This window comes from Allosediminivita pacifica, assembly GCF_003054175.1.
Lineage (GTDB): Bacteria > Pseudomonadota > Alphaproteobacteria > Rhodobacterales > Rhodobacteraceae > Allosediminivita > Allosediminivita pacifica.
On the sequence record NZ_QBKN01000034.1, the window covers coordinates 1 to 24,684 of the forward strand.

Annotated in this window: 18 protein-coding genes; 15 read left to right on the forward strand and 3 right to left on the reverse strand. The window is 61.5% G+C overall.

Going from position 1 to position 24,684, the window contains the following annotated elements; all coding sequences use genetic code 11:
- The 12 genes from C8N44_RS19890 to C8N44_RS19945 form a co-directional block, all read left to right on the forward strand.
- Window positions 1-1,389 (forward strand): phosphomannomutase (locus C8N44_RS19890; protein ID WP_107978515.1); only part of this gene is annotated, 1,389 nt, incomplete at its 5' end.
- Window positions 1,390-1,723: 334 nt separating this feature from the next.
- Window positions 1,724-3,880: a YjbH domain-containing protein gene (locus C8N44_RS19895; protein ID WP_158274099.1), complete on the forward strand. Its 2,157-nt coding sequence runs from the start codon at window positions 1,724-1,726 to the stop codon at window positions 3,878-3,880.
- A complete protein-coding gene (locus C8N44_RS19900; protein WP_146178879.1) occupies window positions 3,877-4,512 on the forward strand; it encodes a YjbF family lipoprotein in 636 nt (211 codons plus the stop codon). Before C8N44_RS19895 ends, C8N44_RS19900 begins: the two co-directional genes overlap by 4 nt.
- Complete coding sequence (locus C8N44_RS19905) at window positions 4,512-5,882, forward strand: polysaccharide biosynthesis/export family protein (protein ID WP_107978547.1); 1,371 nt, start codon at window positions 4,512-4,514, stop codon at window positions 5,880-5,882. The genes C8N44_RS19900 and C8N44_RS19905 overlap by 1 nt, the downstream gene beginning before the upstream one ends.
- A 113-nt stretch (window positions 5,883-5,995) precedes the next feature.
- Entirely contained in the window at window positions 5,996-7,318 is a 1,323-nt protein-coding gene (locus tag C8N44_RS19910; RefSeq protein WP_107978518.1) for a UDP-glucose dehydrogenase family protein, read from the forward strand.
- 627 nt (window positions 7,319-7,945) lie between these two features.
- Entirely contained in the window at window positions 7,946-9,217 is a 1,272-nt protein-coding gene (locus C8N44_RS19915; RefSeq protein WP_107978519.1) for a WcaI family glycosyltransferase, read from the forward strand.
- On the forward strand, window positions 9,217-10,338 hold the full coding sequence (gene gmd, locus C8N44_RS19920) for a GDP-mannose 4,6-dehydratase (RefSeq protein ID WP_107978520.1): 1,122 nt from the start codon (window positions 9,217-9,219) through the stop codon (window positions 10,336-10,338). The genes C8N44_RS19915 and gmd overlap by 1 nt, the downstream gene beginning before the upstream one ends.
- 34 nt (window positions 10,339-10,372) lie before the next feature.
- On the forward strand, window positions 10,373-11,149 hold the full coding sequence (locus C8N44_RS23195) for a hypothetical protein (protein WP_158274100.1): 777 nt from the start codon (window positions 10,373-10,375) through the stop codon (window positions 11,147-11,149).
- Window positions 11,146-12,078, forward strand: coding sequence for a GDP-L-fucose synthase (gene fcl / locus C8N44_RS19930; RefSeq protein WP_107978522.1), 933 nt, complete (start codon window positions 11,146-11,148; stop codon window positions 12,076-12,078). Before C8N44_RS23195 ends, fcl begins: the two co-directional genes overlap by 4 nt.
- A 151-nt stretch (window positions 12,079-12,229) precedes the next feature.
- Window positions 12,230-12,976 (forward strand): phosphoadenylyl-sulfate reductase, encoded by a 747-nt coding sequence (locus tag C8N44_RS19935; RefSeq protein ID WP_107978523.1) that lies wholly within the window; start codon window positions 12,230-12,232, stop codon window positions 12,974-12,976.
- 556 nt (window positions 12,977-13,532) lie between these two features.
- A complete protein-coding gene (locus C8N44_RS23890) occupies window positions 13,533-13,721 on the forward strand; it encodes a hypothetical protein (protein ID WP_244641147.1) in 189 nt (62 codons plus the stop codon).
- Window positions 13,722-13,839: 118 nt separating this feature from the next.
- Window positions 13,840-15,120, forward strand: a complete 1,281-nt coding sequence (locus tag C8N44_RS19945) for a hypothetical protein (RefSeq protein WP_146178881.1) — start codon at window positions 13,840-13,842, stop codon at window positions 15,118-15,120.
- 29 nt (window positions 15,121-15,149) lie between these two features.
- On the opposite strand, the gene C8N44_RS19950 is transcribed toward C8N44_RS19945, so the two are convergent.
- On the reverse strand, window positions 15,150-16,973 hold the full coding sequence (locus C8N44_RS19950) for a hypothetical protein (RefSeq protein ID WP_210204195.1): 1,824 nt from the start codon (window positions 16,971-16,973) through the stop codon (window positions 15,150-15,152).
- Window positions 16,974-17,251: 278 nt separating this feature from the next.
- Between C8N44_RS19950 and C8N44_RS19955 the strand changes: the two genes are divergently transcribed.
- Genes C8N44_RS19955 through C8N44_RS19965 form a run of 3 tightly spaced genes read left to right on the forward strand, consistent with a single transcriptional unit; the run spans window position 17,252 to window position 20,910 of the window.
- A complete protein-coding gene (locus C8N44_RS19955) occupies window positions 17,252-18,721 on the forward strand; it encodes a hypothetical protein (protein ID WP_107978527.1) in 1,470 nt (489 codons plus the stop codon).
- Window positions 18,722-18,734: 13 nt separating this feature from the next.
- Window positions 18,735-19,904 carry a polysaccharide pyruvyl transferase family protein gene (locus C8N44_RS19960; RefSeq protein ID WP_158274101.1) on the forward strand — a complete coding sequence of 390 codons (1,170 nt, stop codon included), beginning with the start codon at window positions 18,735-18,737 and terminating at the stop codon, window positions 19,902-19,904.
- 25 nt (window positions 19,905-19,929) lie between these two features.
- The gene (locus C8N44_RS19965) at window positions 19,930-20,910 is read left to right on the forward strand and encodes a glycosyltransferase family 2 protein (RefSeq protein ID WP_107978529.1); all 981 of its coding nucleotides are present in this window, start codon (window positions 19,930-19,932) and stop codon (window positions 20,908-20,910) included.
- A gap of 15 nt (window positions 20,911-20,925) precedes the next feature.
- Here C8N44_RS19965 and C8N44_RS19970 read toward each other — a convergent pair whose 3' ends face one another.
- Window positions 20,926-22,467, reverse strand: coding sequence for an oligosaccharide flippase family protein (locus C8N44_RS19970; RefSeq protein WP_107978530.1), 1,542 nt, complete (start codon window positions 22,465-22,467; stop codon window positions 20,926-20,928).
- Window positions 22,406-24,580: a polysaccharide biosynthesis tyrosine autokinase gene (locus C8N44_RS19975; protein ID WP_244641146.1), complete on the reverse strand. Its 2,175-nt coding sequence runs from the start codon at window positions 24,578-24,580 to the stop codon at window positions 22,406-22,408. Before C8N44_RS19975 ends, C8N44_RS19970 begins: the two co-directional genes overlap by 62 nt.
- Between the last annotated feature and the right edge of the window lie 104 nt (window positions 24,581-24,684).

Sequence of the window (24,684 nt, forward strand, 5' to 3'; positions counted from 1 at the left end):
CCCAAATTCGGTACCAGCGGCCTGCGCGGCCTCGTCACCGAGCTGACACCGGATCTTGTCGCGGACCACACCCGCGCCTTCCTGGCAGCCTGCCCCACGGGCGGCGGGCTCTTCGTGGGGCGCGACCTGCGGGCCTCCTCGCCCGAGATCGCCGAAGTCGTGGTCGCCACGGCCCGGGCCGAGGGGCTGGACGTGACCGACTGCGGAGTTCTGCCGACGCCGGCGTTGGCGCTGGCGGCCATGCGCGAGGGACAGGCCGCCGTCATGGTCACCGGCAGCCACATCCCGGCCGATCGAAACGGGCTCAAGTTCTACCTGCCCACGGGCGAGATCGCCAAGTCCGACGAGGCGGCGATCCTCGACCACCTGGGTCGGCCCGCCGGCACGGGCGAGGGCGCGCTGAAGGACGGCAGCGCGGCGGCTGCGCTCTACCGGGACCGCTACGTCTCGGCCTACGGTGGCAAGGCGCTTTCGGGCCTGCGCGTGGGCGTCTACCAGCACAGCTCGGTGGCCCGCGACGTGATGGTCGAGGTTGTCGAGGCGCTCGGCGGCACGGCGGTGCCGCTGGCGCTCTCCGAGACCTTCATCCCCGTCGATACCGAGGCGCTCGACCCCGAGACCCGGGGCATGCTGGGCGGCTGGTGCGAGGAACACCGGCTCGACGCGGTGATCTCGACCGACGGCGACGCCGACCGGCCCATGGTGGCCGATGCCACCGGCCGCGTGGTGCCGGGCGACGTGCTTGGCGCGCTTACCGCGCGGGCGCTCGGGGCCAAACTGGTCTGCACGCCGGTCTCGTCGAACACGCTGGTGCGCGAGATGCCGGATTTCGACGCGGTCACCCAGACCCGCATCGGATCGCCCTTCGTGATCGCGGCCATGGAAGAGGCGCTTGCCGCCGACACCACCGCGCGCGTGGTGGGCTACGAGGCCAACGGGGGCTTCCTGCTGGGCTTCGAGGCGCGCGGGCCGGCCGGCCCGCTCGCGCCGCTGATGACCCGCGACTGCCTGCTGCCCATCATCGCGCCGCTGGCTGCCGCGAACGCGGCAGGCCAGAGCCTCGCGGATCTCGTGGGGGCGCTGCCGCCGCGCTACACCGCCGCCGACCGCATCCAGGAGGTGCCGACCGAGGCCTCGAAGGCCTTCATCGCGGAGCTGACCGGCGATCCCGGCGCCCGGGCCGCCTTCTTCGAGGGGACCGGCCCCGAGGCGGATACGGACCTGACCGACGGGCTGCGCGTGCGCTTCGAGAGCGGCGACATCGTCCACCTGCGCCCCTCGGGCAACGCGCCCGAGCTGCGCTGCTACGCCGAGGCGGCCAGTTTCGAGGCGGCCGAGGCGCTGGTGGAGCGCCACCTGGACAAGCTTGCCGCGCAGCTGCGCGGCTGAACCCGGGGGCTTGGAGCTGGCATCCGGAGGAGCCGGTTCGGTCGAAGTGTGAACAATGTCTGAATCCGGCTTTCCAAGCTCTTGTTTTTACTGGCCTCGCGGGATGTCCCGGCCCGGGACATCTCCCTGCCTGGAGGGCTGTAAGTGCCGAAAATGTGGGTTTCGGGGCACGTCGATCCTGCCGAAATCGCCCGGGAGAGAGGACGGACGTTTATTATCTCGGGCCAAGGCGTCAAAAGAACAGGCACCGGGCTGGGCCATCAGGAATCACCCAGGTGCCGGAGTGAACACGAAACATAGCCGCTGGCATCCGCGCCGGGGAGCAAGGGGACACATGGAACGGAAGGGGATCCGGCAGGCTTTGCTGTGCAGCACGCTCGGCCTGGCCTGTGCATGGCCGCTTTCCGCCATCCCGCAGGAGGCCCCCTGGCAACGCCCCACCCTGAACTTCCAGGGTGTGCCGGGCCTCGTGGACATGCCCGGCGCGCACCAGATGCCCGACGCCGAAGGCTCGATCACCGTCAACGCCTTCGGCTCGGATGTGCAGCGCAACATCTTTCATTTCCAGATCGGCCCCCGGCTTTCCGGGGTCTTCCGGTATGTCTACGGGGATAACCTTCGCAACACCGGCGCCTATTACGACCGCAGCTTCGACATCCGCTACCAGCTGGTCGAGGAGAGCCTGACATGGCCGGCGCTGGCGGTGGGTCTGCAGGACTTCGGCGGCACCGGCATCTATGCCGGGGAATACATCGTGGCGGGCAAGACCTTTGGTCGACTGCGGGCCACCGCCGGGCTCGGCTGGGGCCGCTTCGGCAGCGAAGGCGGTTTCGAGAACCCCCTGGGTGTCTTCGGAGACCGTTTCAAGAATCGTCCCGAGACCGCGGTGAACGTCACCCAGACGGGCCAGTTCGATGCCGACCAATGGTTCCGCGGGGATGCCGCCTTCTTCGGGGGGCTGCAGTACGAGGTGAGCGACCGGCTGGTGGTGAGCGCGGAGTATTCCTCCGACGCCTACGCACTGGAGGAGGCCAATACCAGCTTCAGCCGGCAGAGCCCGGTGAGCGTCGCGGCCAGCTATCGGTTCGACAATGGTCTCGATCTGACGGCGGCATGGCTCTACGGTGATGCTCTCGGGGTGCAGCTGAGCTACAGCTTCAACCCGAAGACGCCCCCGGGCCCGGCGAGTGGCCGCGAAGGGCAGGGCCCTGTCGTGGCCGCCAGCAGCGCGGTGGCGCTTGGCTGGGGCGGCATGATGGGCGGTGCCGCAAGAGACGCTGGCGCGGGGGAGAGCTTCGAGGCCCGCCTTCGCTCCCGCCTCGGAGCACAGGGACTGCGGCTGATCGCATTGAAACGCAGCGGTGACGTGCTGGAGGTTCACTATCGCAACGATCGTTATCTCGCCGAGGCGGAAGGAATCGGCCGCGCGGCGCGGGTGATCGCGGGGGAGCTTCCCGCCGGAGTGGAGCGGATGATCCTGGTCCCGCGTCAGGGCGAATTGTCCCCCAGTGCCGTTACGCTGGAGCGGGCGGACCTCGTGGCGCTGCAGGATGATCTTGATGGCAGCTGGAAGAGTTTTGCCCGTGCCGAGATTGATGACGGTCGGGCGCACCCGCTATCGCTCCGCACCCCCGGCGCCTACCCCCGGTTCACCTATGGTGTCGATCTCTACGCCGGGCCTACCGTGTCGGACCCCGACAACTTCGTGGCCGAAAGCGGGCTGCGCTTCGACGCACTCTTGGCGCTGGCCCCGGGGCTGACGCTTGATACGGAGTTGCGCCAGCCGCTGCTTGTAAACAGGGTCGAGCCGTTGCCGAACCAGCCCGAAGGAGAAAGCGACTACCCTGTCGTGCGTACGGATGGGGCGCGTTACGATGACGACACGGATCTGGAACTGCGGCGCCTGACCGCCGACTACGTCTTTCGCCCGGGAGAGGATCTTTTCGGTCGTGTTTCCGTGGGCCAGTTCGAGCAGATGTATGGTGGAGCGTCCGCTGAACTTCTTTGGAAACCGGCCGACAGCCGGCTGGGGCTCGGTGCGGAGATCACTTATGCTCGCAAGCGTCAGCCGGACGATCCCTTCGGGTTCGAGGATTTCGACACCACCACCGGCTTCGTGTCGGCCTACTACGAATTCAGCGAAGGCTACCTCGGCCAGATTGACGTCGGTCAGTACCTCGCGGGAGATACCGGGGCCACTGTGTCGTTTGACCGTGAGTTCGACAACGGCTTCCGGATCGGAGCCTATGCCACGATCACGGATATGCCGACCGACGAGTTCGGCGAGGGCTCATTCGACAAGGGGATCCGCTTTTCGGTGCCGGCAAGCTGGCTGTTGGGGTATCCGTCGGGGCGGGAATTCGCGACCACATGGCGCCCGACCACCGGTGACGGCGGGGCTCGTGTGAAACAGGCCAACCGGCTTTACGAGAGGGTGCGTTTGGGCCAGGCACGCGAGTTGCAGGAAGATTGGGGGAGCTTCTGGCGATGAGGCGCATCCTCTCATGCTTGGGTCTTCTGGTCGCCTTGTCCGGGTGTGCGTCCACCGGCGAGCCGCAAAGGCTGGTCCGTGAAGCCACCGTGGGGCTCTTGCCCTTCCTCGAGCGTCACGATGCACGTCATGAGACGCTGGTGCGCCGTGGAGCCCCTTCACGTCGTGCTACGCTTGTTGGCAGCGAAACGATGCTGGACCTTCGCCAAGTCGCGGTTATGCCTGACGGACGATCGCTCTGGTTGGCTCCCGACGGCAGCGGGTTCACCTTCGACGAGGGCCTCTTGGTCGCTACGCGCGGGGTGGGGAACGACTTTATGTCCTCCGACCTCTCCCAACTACGCGCGCTGTTGCGCTCCGGGCGCGACGGCACCGCCGAGCGTTTTCACAGTCTCCTAAACGGAGAAGGGCGGATCGTGCTGAGGAGCTATGTCTGCTCTGTTACGATCAGTGGGCTGACTGCTCGGGAGGACTGCGCTGGCCTGACCGAGAATTTCATCAACATTTACCAAATTTCACCCGGTACGGGGAGGGTGCTGTCCTCCCGCCAGAAAGCCGGAAGAGGCGTTTGGCAATTTGGGCCGATCGCGGCCCAGGGTGCTGCGATGCCGAGAGTGAAGGAGACCCCATGATGCGTGCACTCGTCATCTTGCTGAGCCTGGCGCTCGGCCTCGCCGGTTGCGGTGTAGTCTACAAATCTCCTTCGGTGGATCGCATGGCGGGCGCCGACGGTAAGTTGCGCGTGGTCGACATGACCCCGGAGACAGTTCTTGTAGCCAACCGCTCAGTTTATCAACCAAAGTCGCTTCCGCCGGTGTTCTTCAACACGGCGGGTTACGGTAGCGGCTTGAGGGGGGCGGGACCGACGCCTGAACCAGCGTTTGACCGTCGGCCGCAGGAGGATTTTCTGGAGACGCGCTTGCCTCCCGAGGTCAATCCCGGCCCCTATCGGATTGGGACGGGAGATGTACTGCTGCTCGCTACTCCACAGACAGGATCGACCGTAGAACAACTGTCAGGCCTGCTGGCCGCTACGAACGCACGACAAGGCTACACTGTGCAAGATGATGGTGCGATCGCTATCCCCAATGTGGGGCGAGTGCAGATTGCCGGTTTGACACTGGAAGAAGCCGAAGCTGCGTTGTTTCAACGGCTCGTCGAAAACCAGATTGATCCAACCTTTAGCTTGGAGATTGCGGAATTCAATTCGAAGAAGGTCTCTATCGGCGGGGCCGTTTCTCAGCCAACCGTGGCGCCGATCTCTCTGACGGCTCTCTACCTTGACGAAGCCTTGGCGGCTGCAGGTGGAATTACCGTTGAGGATCAGGATTATGCTACCGTCCGGATTTATAGAGATGGTACGCTTTATCAGATCCCGCTCACTCAACTTTACGCTCGGGACGGATTGAGGCGGATCCAATTGATTGATGGCGACAGTGTTTTTGTCGATACCTCTTACGAATTGGACTTGGCTCAAGCCTACTTCGAAGAGCAGATCCGATTGGCTCAATTCGAACAAAGTGCTCGGAACATTGCGATCAGCACATTGAATACCGAGATTGGCATTCGGCGCGACAATCAACAGGATGAGCGTAACAACTATTTGGAACGCTTGGATCTTGATTCTGTTGTCCGGGACTATGTCTATCTAACTGGCGAAGTTGAAAGCCAGAGGCGCTATGAACTGCCCTTTGGACGCACGGCGGCTCTTGCCGAGGCTCTATATGGCAACGGAGGGGTTCCCCTTAGAACAGGCGACGCCAGCCAGATCTATGTGTTGCGCGGGTCCTCAGACCCACGAGAATTTGGTGCAACCACGGCATGGCGTTTGAACACTACCAATGCTGGTAATATCCTTCTCGCGACTCGCTTCGAGCTTCGTCCCAACGATGTTATCTTCGTGGCCGAACAGCCTGTCACTAAGTGGAACCGTGTAATCCAGCAGATTACCCCTTCGCTGGTCACCACAGCTGCGAATACTGCAGCGCGTGCCTCCAACTAAACTTTGCGGTAGTCGCGACTTCGGCGCGGCTGCCGAGATTGTCCAAGAGCGTTGACGTGCCCCTCGGGGTGGGCAAACACATGTATGCTCTTGCAGCATGAAAGGCGAAGACCATGAAAATCGCGATGATTGGCACCGGTTACGTGGGGCTTGTCTCCGGTGTATGCTTTTCCGACTTCGGGCACGAAGTGGTCTGCGTTGATCGCGATCCGGGAAAGATCGAGATGCTCGAGAGGGGCGAGGTCCCGATTTTCGAGCCTGGTCTGGATCAGCTTATGGCTCGAAACGTGGAAGCTGGCAGGCTTCGGTTCACTCAGGATCTGGCGGCGGCGATCGAAGGTGCACAGGCGGTCTTCATTGCCGTGGGAACACCAACCCGTCGCGGAGATGGGCATGCTGACCTGACCTATGTGATGGCTGCAGCGGAAGAGATCGCCCGTGCAGCACGTGACTATGTGGTAATTGTGACGAAATCGACTGTTCCTGTCGGGACAAACCGACAGGTCGCGCAGGTGGTGGCCGCCGCAAATCCTGAGCTGGACTTCGATGTTGCCTCAAATCCCGAGTTTCTGCGGGAAGGCGCCGCGATTGATGACTTCATGAAACCGGATCGAGTTGTTGTCGGGGTGCAAACTGAGCGCGCGGGAGAGGTCATGGCGGAGATTTATCGCCCTCTCTACCTACGTGAATTCCCGATCGTGACCACTGATCTGGAGTCCGCGGAAATGATCAAGTATGCGGCGAACGCTTTCTTGGCGACCAAGATCACGTTCATCAATGAGATCGCGGCACTCTGTGAAAAGGTCGGCTCTGATGTAAAGCAGGTTGCTAGAGGTATGGGCCTCGACGGGCGCATCGGAAAGACATTCCTGCATGCCGGACCTGGCTACGGTGGATCTTGCTTTCCCAAGGATACGCGAGCGTTGGCTCGGATAGGGCAGGAACATGCGTGCCCGATGTCCATCACCGAGACAGTAATCAAGGTGAACGAGGAAACGAAACGACGCATGACGGACAAGTTGCTTGAGCTTTGCGGCGGCAGCTTCAACGGTAAGACAATTGCGGTGCTTGGGGTGACCTTTAAGCCCAATACGGATGACATGCGCGAAGCCCCCGCACTTACGCTACTCCCGGCAATGGTCGGTGGGGGGGGGCAAGTTCGCGTCACTGATCCTCAAGGCCGCCGCGAAGGCGAAGCCCTTCTACCAGGGGTGACATGGTGGGAAGATGCTTATGCTGCCGCAACGGGGGCGGACTTGCTCGTCGTCCTTACCGAGTGGAACGAGTTCCGTGCTCTCGATTTGGGCCGATTGGCAAAGCTGATGCGTACGCGCCGTATGGCAGATCTTCGTAATATCTATACAGCCGAGGCAGCGCGCGAAGCTGGTTTTTCCGCTTATGATAGTATCGGGCGTGTCGGGTTCTCTGACCTTTGAGATCGTCTAGTCGTAAAGGTCCGTTCAGAGGTACTGGCGTTGCGTACTTCGGAACAGGAGGTCAGGGTGGCTACGCTTTGGCCGATAATAATTGTTATGTATAAATAAACCTATAAGTTAATCGGTATGGCCCGTTCTCCCTAGGCGTGCAACCATTAGCGTCGAAACCACTGGCGCTTTCTTGCGCAATTTCGCACCCATGCTGCGCCGCAGCATTTCGGTTCTTCTGGAGGTGGAGGCGAGATCTAAATCTGTAAGCATCTGTTTTAAAATAAATATTTAGGTCTCTCCCCTTGTGGGTCTTGGCCCGCATCGTTGAAGAATGCTGCCGAAGCCTCTTGTCTTTCTGCGCATGCATATCGACAGGCTAACCTTAACAGAGTATTACCTCGGCAGATCCGGAGCGTGGGCCGTTAGCGTCTGACATGAGCGCTTCATCTTCTCTGACCGTCTTCTTCGAAGGCGAGCAAATTTCAGTTGGGTGGTATGGGGAGACGCAATGAACGGTTTGGATACGGCCTTGGAGACCGAACTGGTCCTCGTCCGGTTGACGGTAACCTGCGCCGGGAACTTTGAGATATTTGCCTCTTGCGCATCCGATGTGCTTGGAGCTTTCGAAGAACTCTGATGCGACTACTGGTAATATGCATCAACTATGCGCCTGAGATCATTTCAACAGGTCTCTACACCACTGGGTTGGCTGAATACATGCAGCAGGATGGTGTTGAAACTGACGTGATCACTGCCCTACCCTACTATCCGGCGTGGAAAACTTTCGAGGGCTGGCGTCGCCCTTTCTGGAAATCCCGCCTTAGCGAGAACGGTGTTAGGATCGTGCATTGTCCGATCTATGTGCCCCGCAACCCCACCGGTGCGCGCCGCATATTGCACTATATCTCGTTTGCCCTTTCAGCGTTGCCTATCGGGTTGTGGAAAGGGTTGCGTCGTCGTCCTGACGTTGTGGTCATGGTTGCTCCTTCACTGATCGCATTTCCAGTGGCTTTGGGGGCTGCCAGGTTGGCTGGTGGGGCGAGTTGGCTGCACATTCAGGACTACGAAGTGGAAGCGGCCTTCGCCACGGGGCTTCTGAGTGAAAAGGGCCGGGTAGGTCGTGCGGCGAAGGCCTTCGAGAAATGGGTGCTGGGGAGGTTCGACAGGACTAGCTCGATCTCCGAGCCCATGCTCGACAAACTTCGTGACAAAGGCGTGTCTGAGGAGAGCATCTACGAGCTGCGTAATTGGGCCAATCTGGAGAAGGTTACGCCTCTAACAGCCCCCTCTCCGCTCAAGGACGAACTGGGCATTAAGACCCGTTATGTGGCGCTCTATTCAGGTAATCTCGCCAATAAACAAGGACTGGAGCTCTTGCCTCAGATGGCACGGCATCTAAGGCATCGTGAAGATCTCACGATTGCAATTTGTGGAGACGGGCCCATGCGCGCACCTCTACAAGAGATGGCGCGCGATCTGCCGATGATCCGTTTCTTTCCGCTCCAACCGATCGAAAAGCTGAGCGATCTTTTGGGGATGGCCGATGTCCATCTTCTGCCCCAGATTGCGGGGGCCGCGGATCTCGTTTTGCCCTCGAAGTTAACTAACATGCTGGCGTCAGGCCGGCCGATGATTGCCACGACCACTGCAGACACAGCCTTGGGACGCGAGGTGGAAGGAGTTGGCCGGTTGGTTCCTCCGGGGGATCCGACGGCTATGGCAAAAGCCTTGGAAGAGCTTCTCGATGCTCCGGAAGAGCGGAGATGTCTGGGGGCTGCAGCGCGCCAAAGAGCGATCGAAAGATGGGACATGACGGCTATTCTGAGCCGTCTCAGGAACGAGTTTGAAACCCTGTCCGGCATCCCTGCCGAGGCAGAGTGCTCTCTAGACAGTTCGAGGAAGACATAATGAAAAAAGCCCTGATTACCGGCGTTACCGGCCAGGATGGATCCTACTTGGCCGAATTTCTTCTGGAAAAAGGTTACGAGGTTCACGGCATCAAGCGCCGGGCGTCGTTGTTCAACACCCAGCGGGTCGACCACATCTATCAGGACCCCCACGAGCCGAACCCGAAGCTCAAGCTGCACTACGGGGACCTGACCGACACCTCGAACCTGACCCGGATCATTTCCGAGATCGAGCCGGACGAAGTCTACAACCTCGGTGCCCAATCCCATGTCGCGGTCAGCTTCGAGGCCCCTGAGTACACGGCCGATGTCGACGGCACCGGAACGCTGCGCTTGCTCGAGGCGATCCGCTTTCTCGGCCTAGAGAAGAAGACCCGGTTCTACCAAGCGTCGACCTCTGAACTCTACGGGCTCGTCCAGGAGATCCCTCAGCGCGAGACCACGCCTTTCTACCCGCGTTCTCCCTATGCCGTCGCCAAGCTCTACGCCTACTGGATCGCGGTAAACTACCGCGAAGCCTACGGGATGTACGCCTGCAACGGCGTGCTCTTCAATCACGAGAGCCCGCGGCGCGGCGAAACCTTCGTAACCCGCAAGATCACCCGCGGCATGGCCAACATTGCCATGGGACTCGAGGATTGCCTCTACATGGGCAACATCGACAGCCTGCGGGACTGGGGGCACGCAAAGGACTATGTCCGCATGCAGTGGATGATGCTGCAGCAGGACGAGCCTGACGACTTCGTCATTGCCACGGGCAAGCAGTATTCCGTGCGGGAGTTCATCGACTGGAGCGCGCGAGAGCTCTCGATCGAGCTCGAGTTCTCCGGCGAAGGGGTGGAGGAGATCGGCACGGTCAAGTCTGTCGACAACAACGTGGCGCCGGCCGTGAAGACCGGTGACATCCTGGTGCGCATCGATCCTCGTTACTTCCGCCCTGCCGAAGTCGAAACCCTTCTGGGTGATCCGACCAAGGCCAAGGAAAAGCTTGGCTGGGTGCCGGAGATCACGGCACAGGAAATGTGTGCCGAAATGGTGACGGAGGATCTGCATACCGCAAAGCGTCATGCACTTTTGAAGGAGCATGGCTACGCGTTGCCGATCTCGGTTGAAGACCGCTGAGCACAGCGTCAATTCCCTTGCGCAGGAGAGCGATATGACTACTGACCCGGCGCAAACGGCAACGTTTGGCTATCGTACACGTCGCAATTTCAAGGAATTTGTCCAAAGCTTGCCTACCAAACGGGATGCGATTGTGGTGGCCAGTTTTGGCCGCGCAGGTAGTACGCTAGTTTATGATGCTGTGGCTGAAGCAATGGCCCAGCATCGCTATCACGCGGCGGGAGGCCTATCTCTAAAGGTTGCAAAAGACGAAGCCTTCGACCTTGGAGCCCGGAAGTTGCGACCGGGCGTCGTATACAAAACCCATGACTATCCGGATGTCCTGTCCGGGAAAAAAAATGTACGGGCTCTATTCCTGTTCGGATCGGCAGAAGAAGCAGCTCTTTCAGTTCATGCTCAGAAAGCTGCCCGCAGCGAGGACTGGGTCAAGCTGCATTTCGAGCACCTGCGCAGGCCCTACCGCTACGATGACCTTCTGCAGGAAGATGTCCTCGGGTTCCGGGATCAATGCGTGGCGTGGATGAGCTTCGAAGGCGTTCCTGTTCTGTGTCTCCGGTACGAAGGGCTCTGGGACAATATAGATACGATCTCAGAGTTCTGCGGGCTCGACGTGAGGCTGCCCAAGCGCCGGGAGCGTGCCCCCAAGAAGGTCGAGCCGGAGGCCCTCGAGAGGGCCCGGGCCGTCTATGGACCGCTCGATAACGAACTCGCCAAGCTTCCCGACTGCTTCGTGGCTTCTCCGGAATTCGGTTCACGCCTGAAACTGCGAGACGTCGCAGATACCTCCAGCAATACGAAGGAAGCCCAATGACATACGATCTGACTGGTAAGCGCATCTGGGTCGCCGGTCATCGCGGCATGGTTGGCGGTGCGGTGGTCCGGCGGCTTGCCCGGGAGAACTGCGAGGTCATCACGGCGGGGCGTGACGTGGTCGACCTGGTCGACCAGGCTGCGGTGCGTGCATGGATGCTCGACACCCGCCCCGACGTGGTCGTCATGGCCGCGGCCAAGGTCGGCGGCATCAAGGCCAACAACGACTATCCCGTCGATTTCCTCTATCAGAACCTGATGATCGAGGCGAACATTGCACAGGCGGCCCACGAGGCCGACGTGGGGCGTTTCCTCTTCCTTGGGTCCTCCTGCATCTATCCCAAGATGGCACCGCAGCCGATCCCCGAGGACAGCCTTCTGACGGGGCCGTTGGAACCCACCAATGAGTGGTATGCCATCGCCAAGATCGCCGGCATCAAGCTTTGCCAGGCCTACCGCACGCAGTACGGGCGCGACTGGATTTCGGCCATGCCGACCAATCTCTACGGACCCGGCGACAACTACGACCTCCAAAGCAGTCACGTCCTGCCCGCCCTCCTGCGGAAGTTCCACGAGGCCAAGGAAGCGGGAGCGCCCTCGGTGGAACTCTGGGGCTCTGGAACACCTTTGCGCGAGTTTCTGCACTGCGACGACCTCGCCGATGCGCTGGTCTTCCTGCTCAAGAACTATTCCGGCTACGAGCACGTGAACGTGGGAAGCGGCGTCGAGGTGACGATCCGGGAACTCGCCGAGACCATCGCCCGTGTGGTCGGATACCAAGCCGAACTGAGCTTCGATGCGACCAAGCCCGACGGGACGCCGCGCAAGCTCATGGACAGCTCGCGTCTGCATGACATGGGGTGGAACAACGCACGCTCTCTCGAGGATGGCATCGCGAATGCCTACGAAGCGTATCTGGCGGGCAACTAGCGGCCCCGCTCGGTGCCGTCGGGCTCTTTTTTGAGCAGGTTGACCCTGCCGGAAGAAGGCCGCGGAAGCGGGCTCTCCCCCGGATGCCAAGAACGGGATACACGTTATTGGTGAATAGTTAAGAAGTAGTCTCTTTATAGGGGTACCGACCATGGAAAGCTGGCCTCCCGGGGCTCACGACCCCGAACTCGCCGACCTGCAGGAAACCTATCTACCCCGGAAGGGTGCCTATGACATTCCGGGACTGCTACGTGATCGGCGCCTGGGAAACCTGGCGTTGGTTTCATCCTTCGGGGCGGAGAGCATCGTGCTTCTGCATTACGTTTCCCGCATCCTGCCCGAGGTTACGGTCCTGTTCCTCGACACCGGCAAGCACTTCCCCGAAACCTTGAGCTATCGCGACCAGGTGGTGAAGGACCTTGATCTGAACCTCCGGGTGCTCGAACCGGAGGCCTCGAGCCTTCAGGCCGAGGATCCCGACGGTCAGTTGCACAGCCGCGAGCCGAATACCTGCTGCCGCCTTCGCAAGGTTTTCCCGCTGCAGGATACGCTCGACGGGTTCGATAGCTGGATCAGTGGGCGCAAGCGCTACCAGGCCGACAGCCGCAGCCAGATCGGTGTCATCGAACGCGACGGTGAGCGCCTGAAGGTCAACCCGATGGCCTTCTGGACGCGCGAGGAGATCGACGCCTACTTCGCGTTCCACCGCCTGCCGCGCCATCCTTTGGAAGCCCAGAACTACCTGTCGATCGGTTGTGCCCCATGCACGCGCCCCGTGGCCGAGGGGGAAGATGCCCGGGCGGGACGATGGGCGGAAAGCCCCGAGAAGGTGGAATGCGGTATCCATCTCGGACCTGACGGGCGCTTCAGGCGCAGTAGCGCCGGGGCTTCTGACTGAGCGGGGGTCAGGCAGGATGCAATGCAAAGCTTCCCCGGCCACATGAAAGGTAATTGATGTTCATTTTGCATAGCTCCAGGACCATGTTCGTTCACATCCCGAAAGCGGCCGGGATGCATGTGTCCAAGAGCTTTCGGTCGAAGGCGGCACCCGGGGATGTGTTCTTGACGGGGCCGCGGGTCGAGGTTGTCGGAGCCCCGTTGCGCAGCCGGATTCTCAACGAGTTCAGGGCGGCCAAGACGCGCCTCGGTCGGCCGATACCACTCAAGCATTCCTCCGCGGAGGAGCTCCGCGGTTTCTTCCCGGGGATCTTTGATGATTATCGCACTTTCTGCGTCGTGCGTGACCCGGTCGCCCGGGCCATTTCCGCTTATACCTATGCCAAGAATGATGCGAAGACGCCCGCCGTTCCCCGGACCCGCGAAGCATTCGAGGCGATCCGGTCCTGCCAGAGCTTCGACGAATTCGTCCTGGGGGGACTTTCGAGAGGTTCCTGGACATCAATTTCCTGCGCCCCCAATCGGATTTTGTGTTCGCACGAAACGGCGCACGCCTCGTGGATGAGATCGTGCCCGCCAGCGGGCTTGATACGGCACTTCGAGAGGGTTTCGGTGTGGAATCCCCGCCGAAGAAGGAAAACGCGACCCCCGATGCCGTCCGCACGAAGGTAAAGCCTGCCGAAGAGACGGTACAGCGCCTCAGGGTGGCCTACAGCGTAGACTACGAAAGGCTGGGCAAATTCTGACCGGACACGTGCCGAGGGCTGCCTGGCCATGGGAGCATGGCCTTGGTCAGGGCTGCATGATAGATGGTTCTCGGGCTTTCGGGTCCTTGGATGGGACCCTTTCCAGGAGACAGTGCACGTGGCATTCATGAGCGGGTTCGTCGGCGAAACGCGCAGTATGCCGGTGACGCGGGTGGCCGTCGGCGTCCTGCTGGCGTTTGCCCTGCTGGGCTTCTATCTCCAAATATCAGTGGGCCTGCCGTTCTCGCTTTATTACCTGTCGGGACTTCTGCTCTTCGCCACCCTCATACCCAGGGCGAACGACCTGTGGTTTGCGAGCACGATATGCCTGCTGGCCTTGGCGTCGATCTTCTGGTTCATCTTCTCGCCCGCCTTGGCTAGGTACCTGCCCGAACAGCTCACGTCCTATGTCCAGCTTGTTCTGGCTGTCACGTCCAGCATAGGCGTCTTCCGATCTCTACAGATGGCGGGGCGGCTCAACCCGGACGGATTGTCGAGGACCGTACTATGGATCTTCGCCCTGATGAGCCTCGGAATCGCGCTCGAGGTCGCGGGCCCCCTGCGCCCGGTCAGCGATGCAATACGCGGCGCGATCTACGATTTTGGCCTCTATAGCAACGACACGAGGGATATTGGCTCGTATGGGTGGGTCCGGCCGAAACTCTTCACCTCAGAGCCTTCACACTTGGGGAAATTCTACGGCCTCTGCCTTTTCATGGCGGTTGCCTGTCACCCGAAGTTGAAGGCCCAGGTTTGGCTCCTCCTCATATCTCTTCCGTTCATCGTCTTGGTCCGAAGCCCTGCCGTCCTTCCGGGCCTTATGTGCGCCTGCGCATTGGTGACCTTGCGCATCGGTCCCCGGCGGATACTCCTGAACCCGTTCATTCTGGTGATGCTCGTCGTGTTCTGCGGGTTCTTCGTCTACGAGATCGTGGAGACGATACGCACGAGGCTGATCCAGACGGTGGATCCCAGCCTGTATATCCGCCTTGTTCGTCCCTTCCAGCTTGTGCTGCGGACGATCGAGGCACGGCCGCTCCTGGGCTACGGGATCGGAAGCGACCGACAGATTGCGGGATTGTTCGAGGAGGTCTCCACCTCCGCGAATGCCCCGGTCTATCTCCGGCGGGAAATCGGAACGACGAACCGGGCTTGGGGGGCTTCCCATTTCGCGCTGCTCATCCAGCTAGGGGCGATTGGCGGACTGATCTGGATTACCGCGATCGCCCGCTTCGCGCGCTCTGTTCTGGGCGGGTACATGTCGATATTCTGGCTGTTCTTCGTGTCTTTCGGCTTCTTTATCGGGGTGATCAACACCCCCTTCTACTGGGGCCAACTTGCGGTTTTCCTCTCGGGGCTGTGGCTTGCAGACCAGTACCGCAGGGAGCGGCCTGCCTAGGCCGGCACAAGACCAGCCTGAGGCGCAATTCAGAGACCGCCCGCATCCGACTGGAGCCAAAGATTGCCGGTCCATAGGAAGCTCCAGGTGGTCGTGGTGCCCGGCCCCGGGTCGAAGGTCCGTGTCACACGGAAATTCCCGGGCCAGGTTATGCCGCGGTTTCCCGTGGCATCTTGCGTGAGGATCACGGTGATCCGATCCCCGCGGATCATGTGCTCGGGGAGCGAGATCTCGACGTCGCCGCTGCAGATAATATCAAAAATGTTGTTGCGCGACACATCGATGGGAACCGGCAGGCTACCGTTCGCCGTGGTCTGGAATATGCTCTGCCGTTCGGAAAAGCTAACCATGTCCTCTGCGATAGGCGAGTTGAAGGCCACGCGGTGGCGTCGCACGCCTGTCAGAATGAGCCGCCCGCCATTGTCAGACTGGTTACGGACATGCACGGCGTGGGTGAGGTCAGAACTGATGACGACGCCGTCAACGTGGCTTTCGCCTCCGGCTAAAAACAGCGTGACCCCGGTGTCGACGTTGCCATTGTTGCCCAAGACATAGATCCGCGAGAGGTTTGCGCAATTGAGCAGCTTCATTCCCGCCATTGGTGAGCCGCCTCCGTTTACCCACGGGTTCTCGACGTGAATGCCGACGTAACAGCCGCCGATCATGTTCTGCTCAACGACCGCTTCCTGCCCAGCCAGAAGGAACGTGGTCCCGTAGCAGCGGATGTCGGCGTTGTCCCTGCACAGCAGGTTGTGCCGGCCGCCCCGCATGACGCCGCCACGCAGCGTTATCGATGAGACGTTTCCCGAACTCGTGCCGCCGGTATTGTCTTCACAGAGCATGCAGTAGCTGTCGTCGGCGGTGGAGGTGCAGGCGAAATAGGGTTCCGTGATGTTCCCTTCGAAGGCATTGTTGTGCAGCCAAAGGCCGACAGTCGAAAAGCCCTCCAGCTTGGGCGAGACGAGGTTCCAGCCATAGAAGAAGCCGCGGGCCTCGTCGTGGGCATCTCCCCCCTCGATCTCGAGCAAGACGTCCTCGGAGCCTGAGCCACGTATGTTCAGATTGATGAGGTCGACCTTGCGCACGGTCCTGCGCGAAACGATCCGAAACGCGGAACCTTGTCCGGCCGGCACGTTCGACAGCAGCCTTCCCCCCGTCATGTCGATACAGCCGCCCGAGGTGGTGTTGTTCGTGAATTCCACCTCCAGGGGGGTAGAGAAGGTATATTCCCCGCGGATGCGCAGTCGGCAGCTGCGGCCGGCTGCCATTTCCGACTTCCAAAGATCCAAAGCAGCCTGCAGGGGACCGGCGGCATCCGACCCCTTCCGGGCGCCCAAGGCCACAATATCGATTACGCTGGGATCGGCCAGAAACAGCTGGATCCCGCCGGCCGTGACAAGGTTCGCATCCTGGGCGCCTTCAGGAGCGACGCGGTAGGCGAAACCCCCCTCGTTCACCCGCACCAGTTGCCCTGGCAGGATCTGCTCGCGCCCGCGCCCCGGGGCATAGGAAAGGACATGATCCGCAAGCAGCTCGGAAACCGTCTCGAACCCCTTGAAGATCCCGTGTGCCTTTGGGACGTGCACGGGAATGGCGTCCGCATGTGCAATCTCGCGCCCCCGGGGATCAACGACCTGCAGACGGTAGTTTCCGTTCACCACGTAGCACAGGTCGAACTGGCCGTTTTCATCCGCCACAAGGGGATTGGAACAGGAGACCGTGAGATGGGGGTCCTTGTAGAGCGGGGACATCACCTCCGTACCGGCCCAATAAACATAGGCCCTAGCATGGGGCACTGGCTGGGAACCGTAGTTGGGCAGTTGGCTCGCGTCGTTCGGGTTCAATATCCCCATGGGTCTCCGCTCCCTTGATGAGATCCGGCCGGGACCAAGGCCCGCCAGAAGTTCACCGGGAAAATGCAAGGCAATGATTAGGGGAGGCTGTCACCGGCGTCCGCACGATTAACCGGCATCTTTGCGGCGATGCAGCATCCCAGTCCCTGCGTGACGTTGTGGCCTCCTGGAACCTTCTCTATACACTGCGATCAGTGAGTTGCTTGGTGGGTCCGGGGATTCCGGGCACGAGTGGACGCGAGTATTCGTGGCATTTCTGCGCCGCGGCGGAGGGTTTCATGGAGCTACTGATTGCAGGAATCGACGGGGGCACCGCCGAGATATTCGATGCCTTCGACATGCCGTTCTGGCAGAAGCTGCGAGCGTCCGCCAAGCTTCTGGATGTAGAGGAGGACATCGTCCAGCGCGGGTGGGCGCGTATTCTCTCCGGCCAGGGAGCCGAGGAAAACGGCGGCCTCTACATGATGCCGAAGCTCGACGGGACCCGCGACTTCACGCCGAAATTCGGCTACAAGGAGATGAGCTCGGCCCCGGGTTTCGCGCCGATCTGGAAATTCGCGCAGGAGGCCGGCCAGTCCATCGGACTGATGAACATTCCCACCACATCTCCCGCACAAGAGGTGGACGGGTTCTATGTCGCAGGTGGCGGCGGCGGGATCTTTCAGGGCGGTCTTCCCGATGACGCGCTCTACCCCTCCAGCGCCCAGGAGATCCTTGAGCGAAACGGCTATATCTTCGACATCCGGCTCGGGGCCGAGGGCTTCCAGACGATCCCCGAGCTTTGCGACCGCCTCGAGAAGATGATGGTCGCCCGTACGGACAGTTTCATAGAACTGGCCAAGACGCATGGCATCGGCTTCGGCTTCCTAGCCTACCGCGCGACGACCGTCTTGCTCTACCTCGCCATGTCCGAGATCGCCTTCGCGTCCGACGGTCCCCGGGGAAAGACGGACCGGGCCTCGTGGTCTCCGGAGTGGCTTCCCCATCTCGACCGACATTTCCACACGCTCGACCAATGTCTCGAGCGGCTGTTCACCGAACTCTCCCCGAAGCATCACCTGATCGTCTCGGACCACAGCATGGTTCCGTGGACGCACAATGTGGATTTCAACGGGTTCCTCGCGGCCCATGGACTGAGCCGCTATGACCTCGGCGCCAAGGATCGGGCCCGTAATCTCATGCGTGTTGTCGCACGCCCGCGCTTCCGCGCGCGCCTGTCCCGGACCCCCCTCTCGCGTATCCCGGGCATGCTTTCCAGCGACGGTGGGCGGATCCGGCCTGACGCGCCCGCCTTTTCGGCCCCCTACGTGCACGGGTTCTACATCAACGACGCGAAGCGGTTCGGCGGCCCCGTCGCGGAAGAGGACGTCGAAGCCGAGGTGAACCGCCTGGTGGCTCTGTTCAACTGGGAAACCATGCAGGCGCAGATTCCCATGCGGGCGGCCCCCTACCGTGCCAATTACGAGGGGGCCCCGAAGGCCGACCTCATGCCCGACATCAAGATACACCAGTCCGGTTTCGCCTTCCCGATCTGGCTGGGGGAAAACTGGTACGAGCCGAACCCCGATTTTGCTCCTGTCACCTCGATCCTCGGGGTGTCGGGGATGCACTCTGGGCAGAAGGGGGACCGCCCCGTCCTGATGGCCGATCAGGGGCTCGCGGATCTGGTCGAACCAGGAGATCCGATGGATCTGCGACTTGCACACCTCCTGACGAAGCGGCTCTACGCTTCCTCCTCCAGCCAGTGACCGGATGATCGAAATGTCCCAGGACACCGCCGGCGTCTCGCCGCGTACCGCTTATGTCGCCACCCACCACTGGGTCCCAAATTTCGGAGCAAACCTCCAGGCGCTGGCCACGGCGCGGGCTCTCGGGAGGAAGGGGATCGATGTGCAGTTCATCGATTTCCGCCCCGCGGACCTGATCGAGAAGTACGAAGGGATCATCCCGGCCGAGCAACTCGCGGCACACGAGGGCTTCGTGTCCGAGCACCTGCCGCTTTCACCCCGGATCACCACGCAGGCGGAATTCGAGGAGATGATACAGGAGTCTCCCCGGGATCTCTTCGTGACGGGCTCCGACGCGGTCTTCCGCCTGGATCCTTCCAGCCAACGCGCAGACTTGGTCTTTCCCAATCCTTACTGGCTCTGTGGCGCCGAGAAGCTTCCCGGTGCGCGCCTCGCCGCACTCAGCCCGAGCGCCATGGGCGCCGATTTCGGCCGGTTGCCGGAGACCACGCGTTCCGGCATCCGCGCCCAGCTGGAAAACTTCGACCATGTCTCGGTACGCGATGCCTGGAGCGGAAAACAGCTCCGGGCCAGCGGCTTCACCGGTGCCATGACCGAAGTTCCGGATCCCGTCTTCTCGCTCGGAGAGATGGTCTCGAAGATGCGGGAAGAGCGCCCCGGCGGGCGTCCCTATATCCTCGTCTGCCCACCCCGAAAGACGGACGCGGGATGGGCTGCCGCCTTCACCGAACTGGCCGACGCAGCAGGATACGACACGGTTTCCCTGCCACTGCCCGAAGGACACACGCACGCCGGAACCACGCGCCAGCCCGGTTTCCCGTTGCCCCCGCTCGACTGGATGCGGCTGATCGCCGGCGCCGAGGGCTATGTCGGCGTACGCTTCCACCCCGTCGTGGTCTCGCTCCTGGCCGGGATCCCGGTCGTGGCCTTCGACATGTACCATTCGCATCCTCTCCAGCGCCATCGCTCCAAGACCTGGTTGCTCCTGCGCGAGGTCGGCATGCAGCGCCATGCGCACAGCATCCGGACGCATCGCTTCCTGACGCCAAGGCGTGTGCTGCGTCAGCTCGAGCGCCAGCGCGCCGGTCTCGGGGCGCGGAAGGCCCGCGTCGCGGCGTTGCAGCGCCGCTACCAGGATTACGTGGATCTGTTCACGGCACCGACGACCGGGGCGGCATCCTGATCCCGGTACACGCGGAGGTTTCCTGATGCCTGGCAAGGTTCCGGTCAGCTGTGTCATCACCAACTTCAACGGTCGAGGCCTGATCGAGGGGGCCATCGCCTCGGTCCTGCGCCAGAGCGTCGAGATCTCTGAAATCATCGTGGCCGATGACGCCTCCACCGACGGATCGCGGGAATGGCTGCAGGCGGTGGCCGAGAGATACCCGCAGGTGCGCCCCGTCCTGCGTCCTGCCAACGTCGGGGTGGCCGCCAACCGCGACTTGGCCATGCGCAACGCGAACCAGCCCTTCGTCACGCATTTCGACGGAGACGACCTGATCGCTCCCCGCAAGATCGAAGCCGAATGGACTGCCCTCGAAGAACGCGAGGATGCCGTCGCCTTCAGCCGTATCGGCTGGTTGCACCTGGTCCGGCCCTGGCGCTCGTCGATCCTGGATCCCGCACCGACCGTGTCCGGCTCCGCTGCGGACGCAGTCGGTCGCCTGACAGCGCGGCATGGGCCGATCCCTCGCGACATGCTGATGTCGAAATCCCTGTACGAGAAGGCCGGGGGGCTCGAGCACGGCCTGAACCTCTACGAGGACTGGCAGTTCAAGTTGCGGCTGGCGGCCCTCGCTCCGGCCTGGAGCCCTACGCGCGAGATCGGAACGCTCTACATGCAGCGTGGCGAAAGCCTGTCCAAGGTTCGCCGCGAACGCCTGGCCGAAGCCCAGGCCGGGGTGGCCTTGTCGCAGCTCGACATGCTCCTGGACTGTCTGGGAGAAGACCGGTTGGGCCGGATGCTCGCCGCGCGTTTCGGCCCCGGGCTGCAAGGCATCGTTCCGGCCGAACGCCGCCACGCTCTGCTCGAGCGGTTTCCCGGGTTCGCCGATGCGGTTCCGGCCCAGGCCGAGGCGAGCCGGCGCCGACGGAACAAGCTATCCCTACTGGCTGCCCTGCCCCTCATCGCGAAGGGGGCTGCCGCGCGGCAGGCAGCGGCGAAGCTGTTGCCCCCCTGGCCCCGCTGACGAGGTGGGTGACGTTCAGGCGCCTTGGCGCTTGCGCCGCAGCGTCGCGACGAGCCCCTTGAACTCGGTGACCAGCGCATTGCTCAGCAGGAAGAGCGCCAGTCCGTATACCGCAATCCCCGCAGCCGCAGGCAAGGCCAACCGAAGAAGCGCAGTGACCTGGTCGTCCAGAAGCACGAGCACGACTTCCGCCACGACGATCATCGCGAGGGTCGCAAGGACCGGGCCGGCCAGGCGCCGCAGGTAGTCAGCCGGACGTATCCCGAGCAACCGAAGCACGAAGACCAGCGGAACGGGCTCGACGATCACGCCGCGCAGCAGGAAGGCCGCTGCAGCCCAGATCAGGCCCAGGGGCGTGAGAAGGACGAAAAGCAGTGTTCCGACCGTCGCTCGAAGGGCCGAGAAGGTCAGGCGCGCGCCGGGCCGGCCCCGCGAGACCATGGAAGAGGAGTTGAGGTAGTTCAGGGTGGTTAGGATCCCCGCACCGCACAGGAATATGACGAGCGGCGTGATCTCGAGCCAGCGTGCGCCGAGAAGAATCCTGACGAGGGGTTCGCGCAGCACGGCGGTGAGGGCGAAGGCCGGCAGGATAAAAGCCCCCGCAAGCGTCGAGAGCCTGAGGAAGATTTCAGCGAACCGATCCGGTGTTTCCCGGTTCACGCGGGAAAGCACAGGCATAGACACTTTCGAAAGCGTCACTCCCACCACCTGCAACAGCAGATTGAGGATCCGCATGGCCATTGAAAAAAGACCGAGTGCCTCGACACCGAGGAAGATCCCAACGAAGAACTTTGGCCCCTCCCGGGTGTATTGCGTCAACATGTCAGCTCCGCAGATCGGGGCGGAAAAGCGCAGCATCTCGCGGGCGGCAATCCGGTCGAAGGCCAGACGGATTGGCCAGCCCAGAAGCGCGACACTCAGTGCAAAAGTTAGGGCCGATCCAAGTACCACCTGCGTGATAAGCCCCCAGACCCCGAAACCGTAGATGATGAGAGGCGTGGCGATCAGGCCGGAGATGCCGTTTGCCGCCAATGTGCGCCGGGCGAGCGCCTTCATGTTCAATTCGCGGCGCAGGACACCCGTCAATAGAGCTGATGCGGTGTTGAAGACCAAGCCAATGACGAGAAGCGGCACATAGCGAGCAATCTCGGAATTCCCGAACAAAGCCGCCACTTGTGGCGCGAAGACGACCATCAGGAAACCGAGCGGCACGGTCAGACTCATGCTCATCCAGAAAGCGGTACTCAGCGTCCTTGGGCTCAACTCGTGACGCTGTACAATGGTGGTATTCAACCCGAGGATCGCCAGTTGCTGGGCGAAGGTCATCATCAGCAGGGCTGCCGCAAAGATACCGAATTCCGCGGAAGACAGGAACCGGGCGAAGACCAGCATGAAGATCGTGCCGAGACCATGAGCGCCGATCTGTTCGAAGGAGGCCCAGAGAACGGCGGTAAAAGCACGCTGCTTGTGGGCGCCGCCGACCTTCCTATCAGCGTCAGTTGACATAGTACTTGGATCCGTAGGCGGCATAGGCGCCGTACTTGTGGCCGTAGCCATAGCGCTTCATACCCTTCGGATTGATCTGATTGAGGACCGTGCCGTTGATCGGCCGGCCAACACTCTCGAACATGCGCAGTGCTTCCGAAACCTGCCCTTTCTGGGTGGAATCCCAGCGAACCACAAAGAGCACGGCGTCGACATGCTGAGCGATGATCCGGGCGTCAGGCACGACCAGCACCGGCGGCGTGTCGATGATGATCTGGTCATACTGCTCCCGAGCAGCTCGTAGCACCTCTGAGAAACTGTCAGAAGCAAATAGGTCGGCCGCATTGGTCCCGGTTTTTCCCGCTCGGAGCACATCGGCACCGACCTGGGGCATATGGTAAACCACTTCGGACAACGACCGCTCGCCGGTGAGCACAGAGATCAGCCCCGTCTCCGAGTCATTGTCTTGTGTGTACTGGCTGAAAACGCGACGCCGGATGTCACCTTCGATGATCAGGCAACGTTTGCCCATCCCACTGAAGTTCTGAGTCAGCGCCATGGCTAGGGTGGTCTTGCCTTCACCAGGCAATGACGAGGTCGTCATGATGACCTGAGGGGGGGCATCTACATTCGACAGCATGACCGAGGTGCGCAGATTGCGCACGGCTTCGGCGGCCGCCGAGGTTGGCTTTTCCGCCAAGTAGCGAATGGCATCCTTGCGGCGACGGGCTGGCAGGAGCGGCACTTGGCCCATTACAGGGTAACCAGTGCCTTTCTCGAGGCTCTGCGGCTCGCGGTAAACATTATTCCGCGCCTCCCGGAACAACACGAGGACGCTTCCAGCGATCCCGCCCAACAGCAAACATATGGCGAAGATCAAGGCCTTGTTTGGGGCAGAGGCGCCGCCGGGGATCACGGCTTCTGAAAGGCTGCGGCTGTCGGCCTGCTGGATACCTTGCTGTGCCGAGGTTTCCTTGAGGCGTGACAGAAAATATTCATAGAGCAGCCGCACGGCTTCGGCTTCTCGAGTCAACTGTTGCAGCCTAATGAAGTCATCGCTCTGACGATCGATCTGGGTCTCCAGTTCGGTCGCGCTATTGCGCAATGCGTTGAGTTGGTTCTCCGCTCTCTGAAGTTCCTGCCGGGTGCGGATCTCAATCTGCTGGAGGCGCGTCTCGAATGCTTGTGCGATCTGCGGCTCATCCAGCCGCGGCAAATACTGCTCAAGCTGAGAATCGCCAAGTGCCTCGACTTGCTCCTGAGGCGTTCCGGCGCTTTCCAACGTCGCTAGTCGTGCAGCCGCCTCATCGCGCCGGGTCTCGGTCGCCTCTGCGCGATCACGCAAGTCCTTGAGTTGGCGCTCAAGCCCGATCAGGGCTTCCCGACTGACGAGATCGATGCTGGAGCGAAACTCCTTGACCGACGCTTCGGCTTCCTCAAGTTCTACCTGGAGCTCGGATACGCGATCTGTCAGCCAGACCGTTGCCTTCTCGGTCGCCTCGAACTTCGCCTCTAGCTGGTCCTGAATGTAGAGATCAACGATCGTATCGGCAATGGCCGCAGACTTCCGCGGATTCGTGGTTTCTACGTTGATCCTGAAAACCAGACTGAGCGGTATGTTGCGCACCTCGGTTGCACCCAGAAGCAGGCTGGTTGCCGTATCGCGAGCAGAACGGTCTTCCGTGGCTCCGAGCACTGCGCCGGAGGCCTGGGTCTGCGGAGGCTGCGACAAGACTGACCGGATCCAGCTTTTCACCTGTCCCGTGATCCGTTGCATTATCGACCTGTCGCGCAGCTGCGGATTGAATTCAGGGTCTGATGTGAGGTCGAGGGTATCCACCACTTTCCCCATCAAATTCCTGCTTCGCAGGACTTCGACCTCCGTGTTGACCACGGAGGAATCCGCCGAAAGGCCGCTCACGACACTGTTCAGATCAACCACCTGCTCCTCGCGGCTGTTCAGCGCGACCACGGCAGAGGCCGTGTAACGTGGCGTAGCAACCTCGTAGGCGTAGTAGATCCCCACCATCAGCATGCCGATAGCGGAAATCAGTATGATCCACTTCCCGCGCCAAAGGGCTCCAAGGATGGCTCCGACATCGAGAGCGCTTGCGCCATCTTCGTATGATGCAGATCGCATGCCCACCGAGGAGGATACCTGCGGATTCGGAAAGGAAGAATTCATGTACGCTGTCCTCGCAGTGTACCCCAAAGCGTCGCGCTTACGTGCTTTCCGCGCAACCCTCTAGACCTCAGGTCTAGCCAGAGGGCATAGAAATTGTTCGTGGC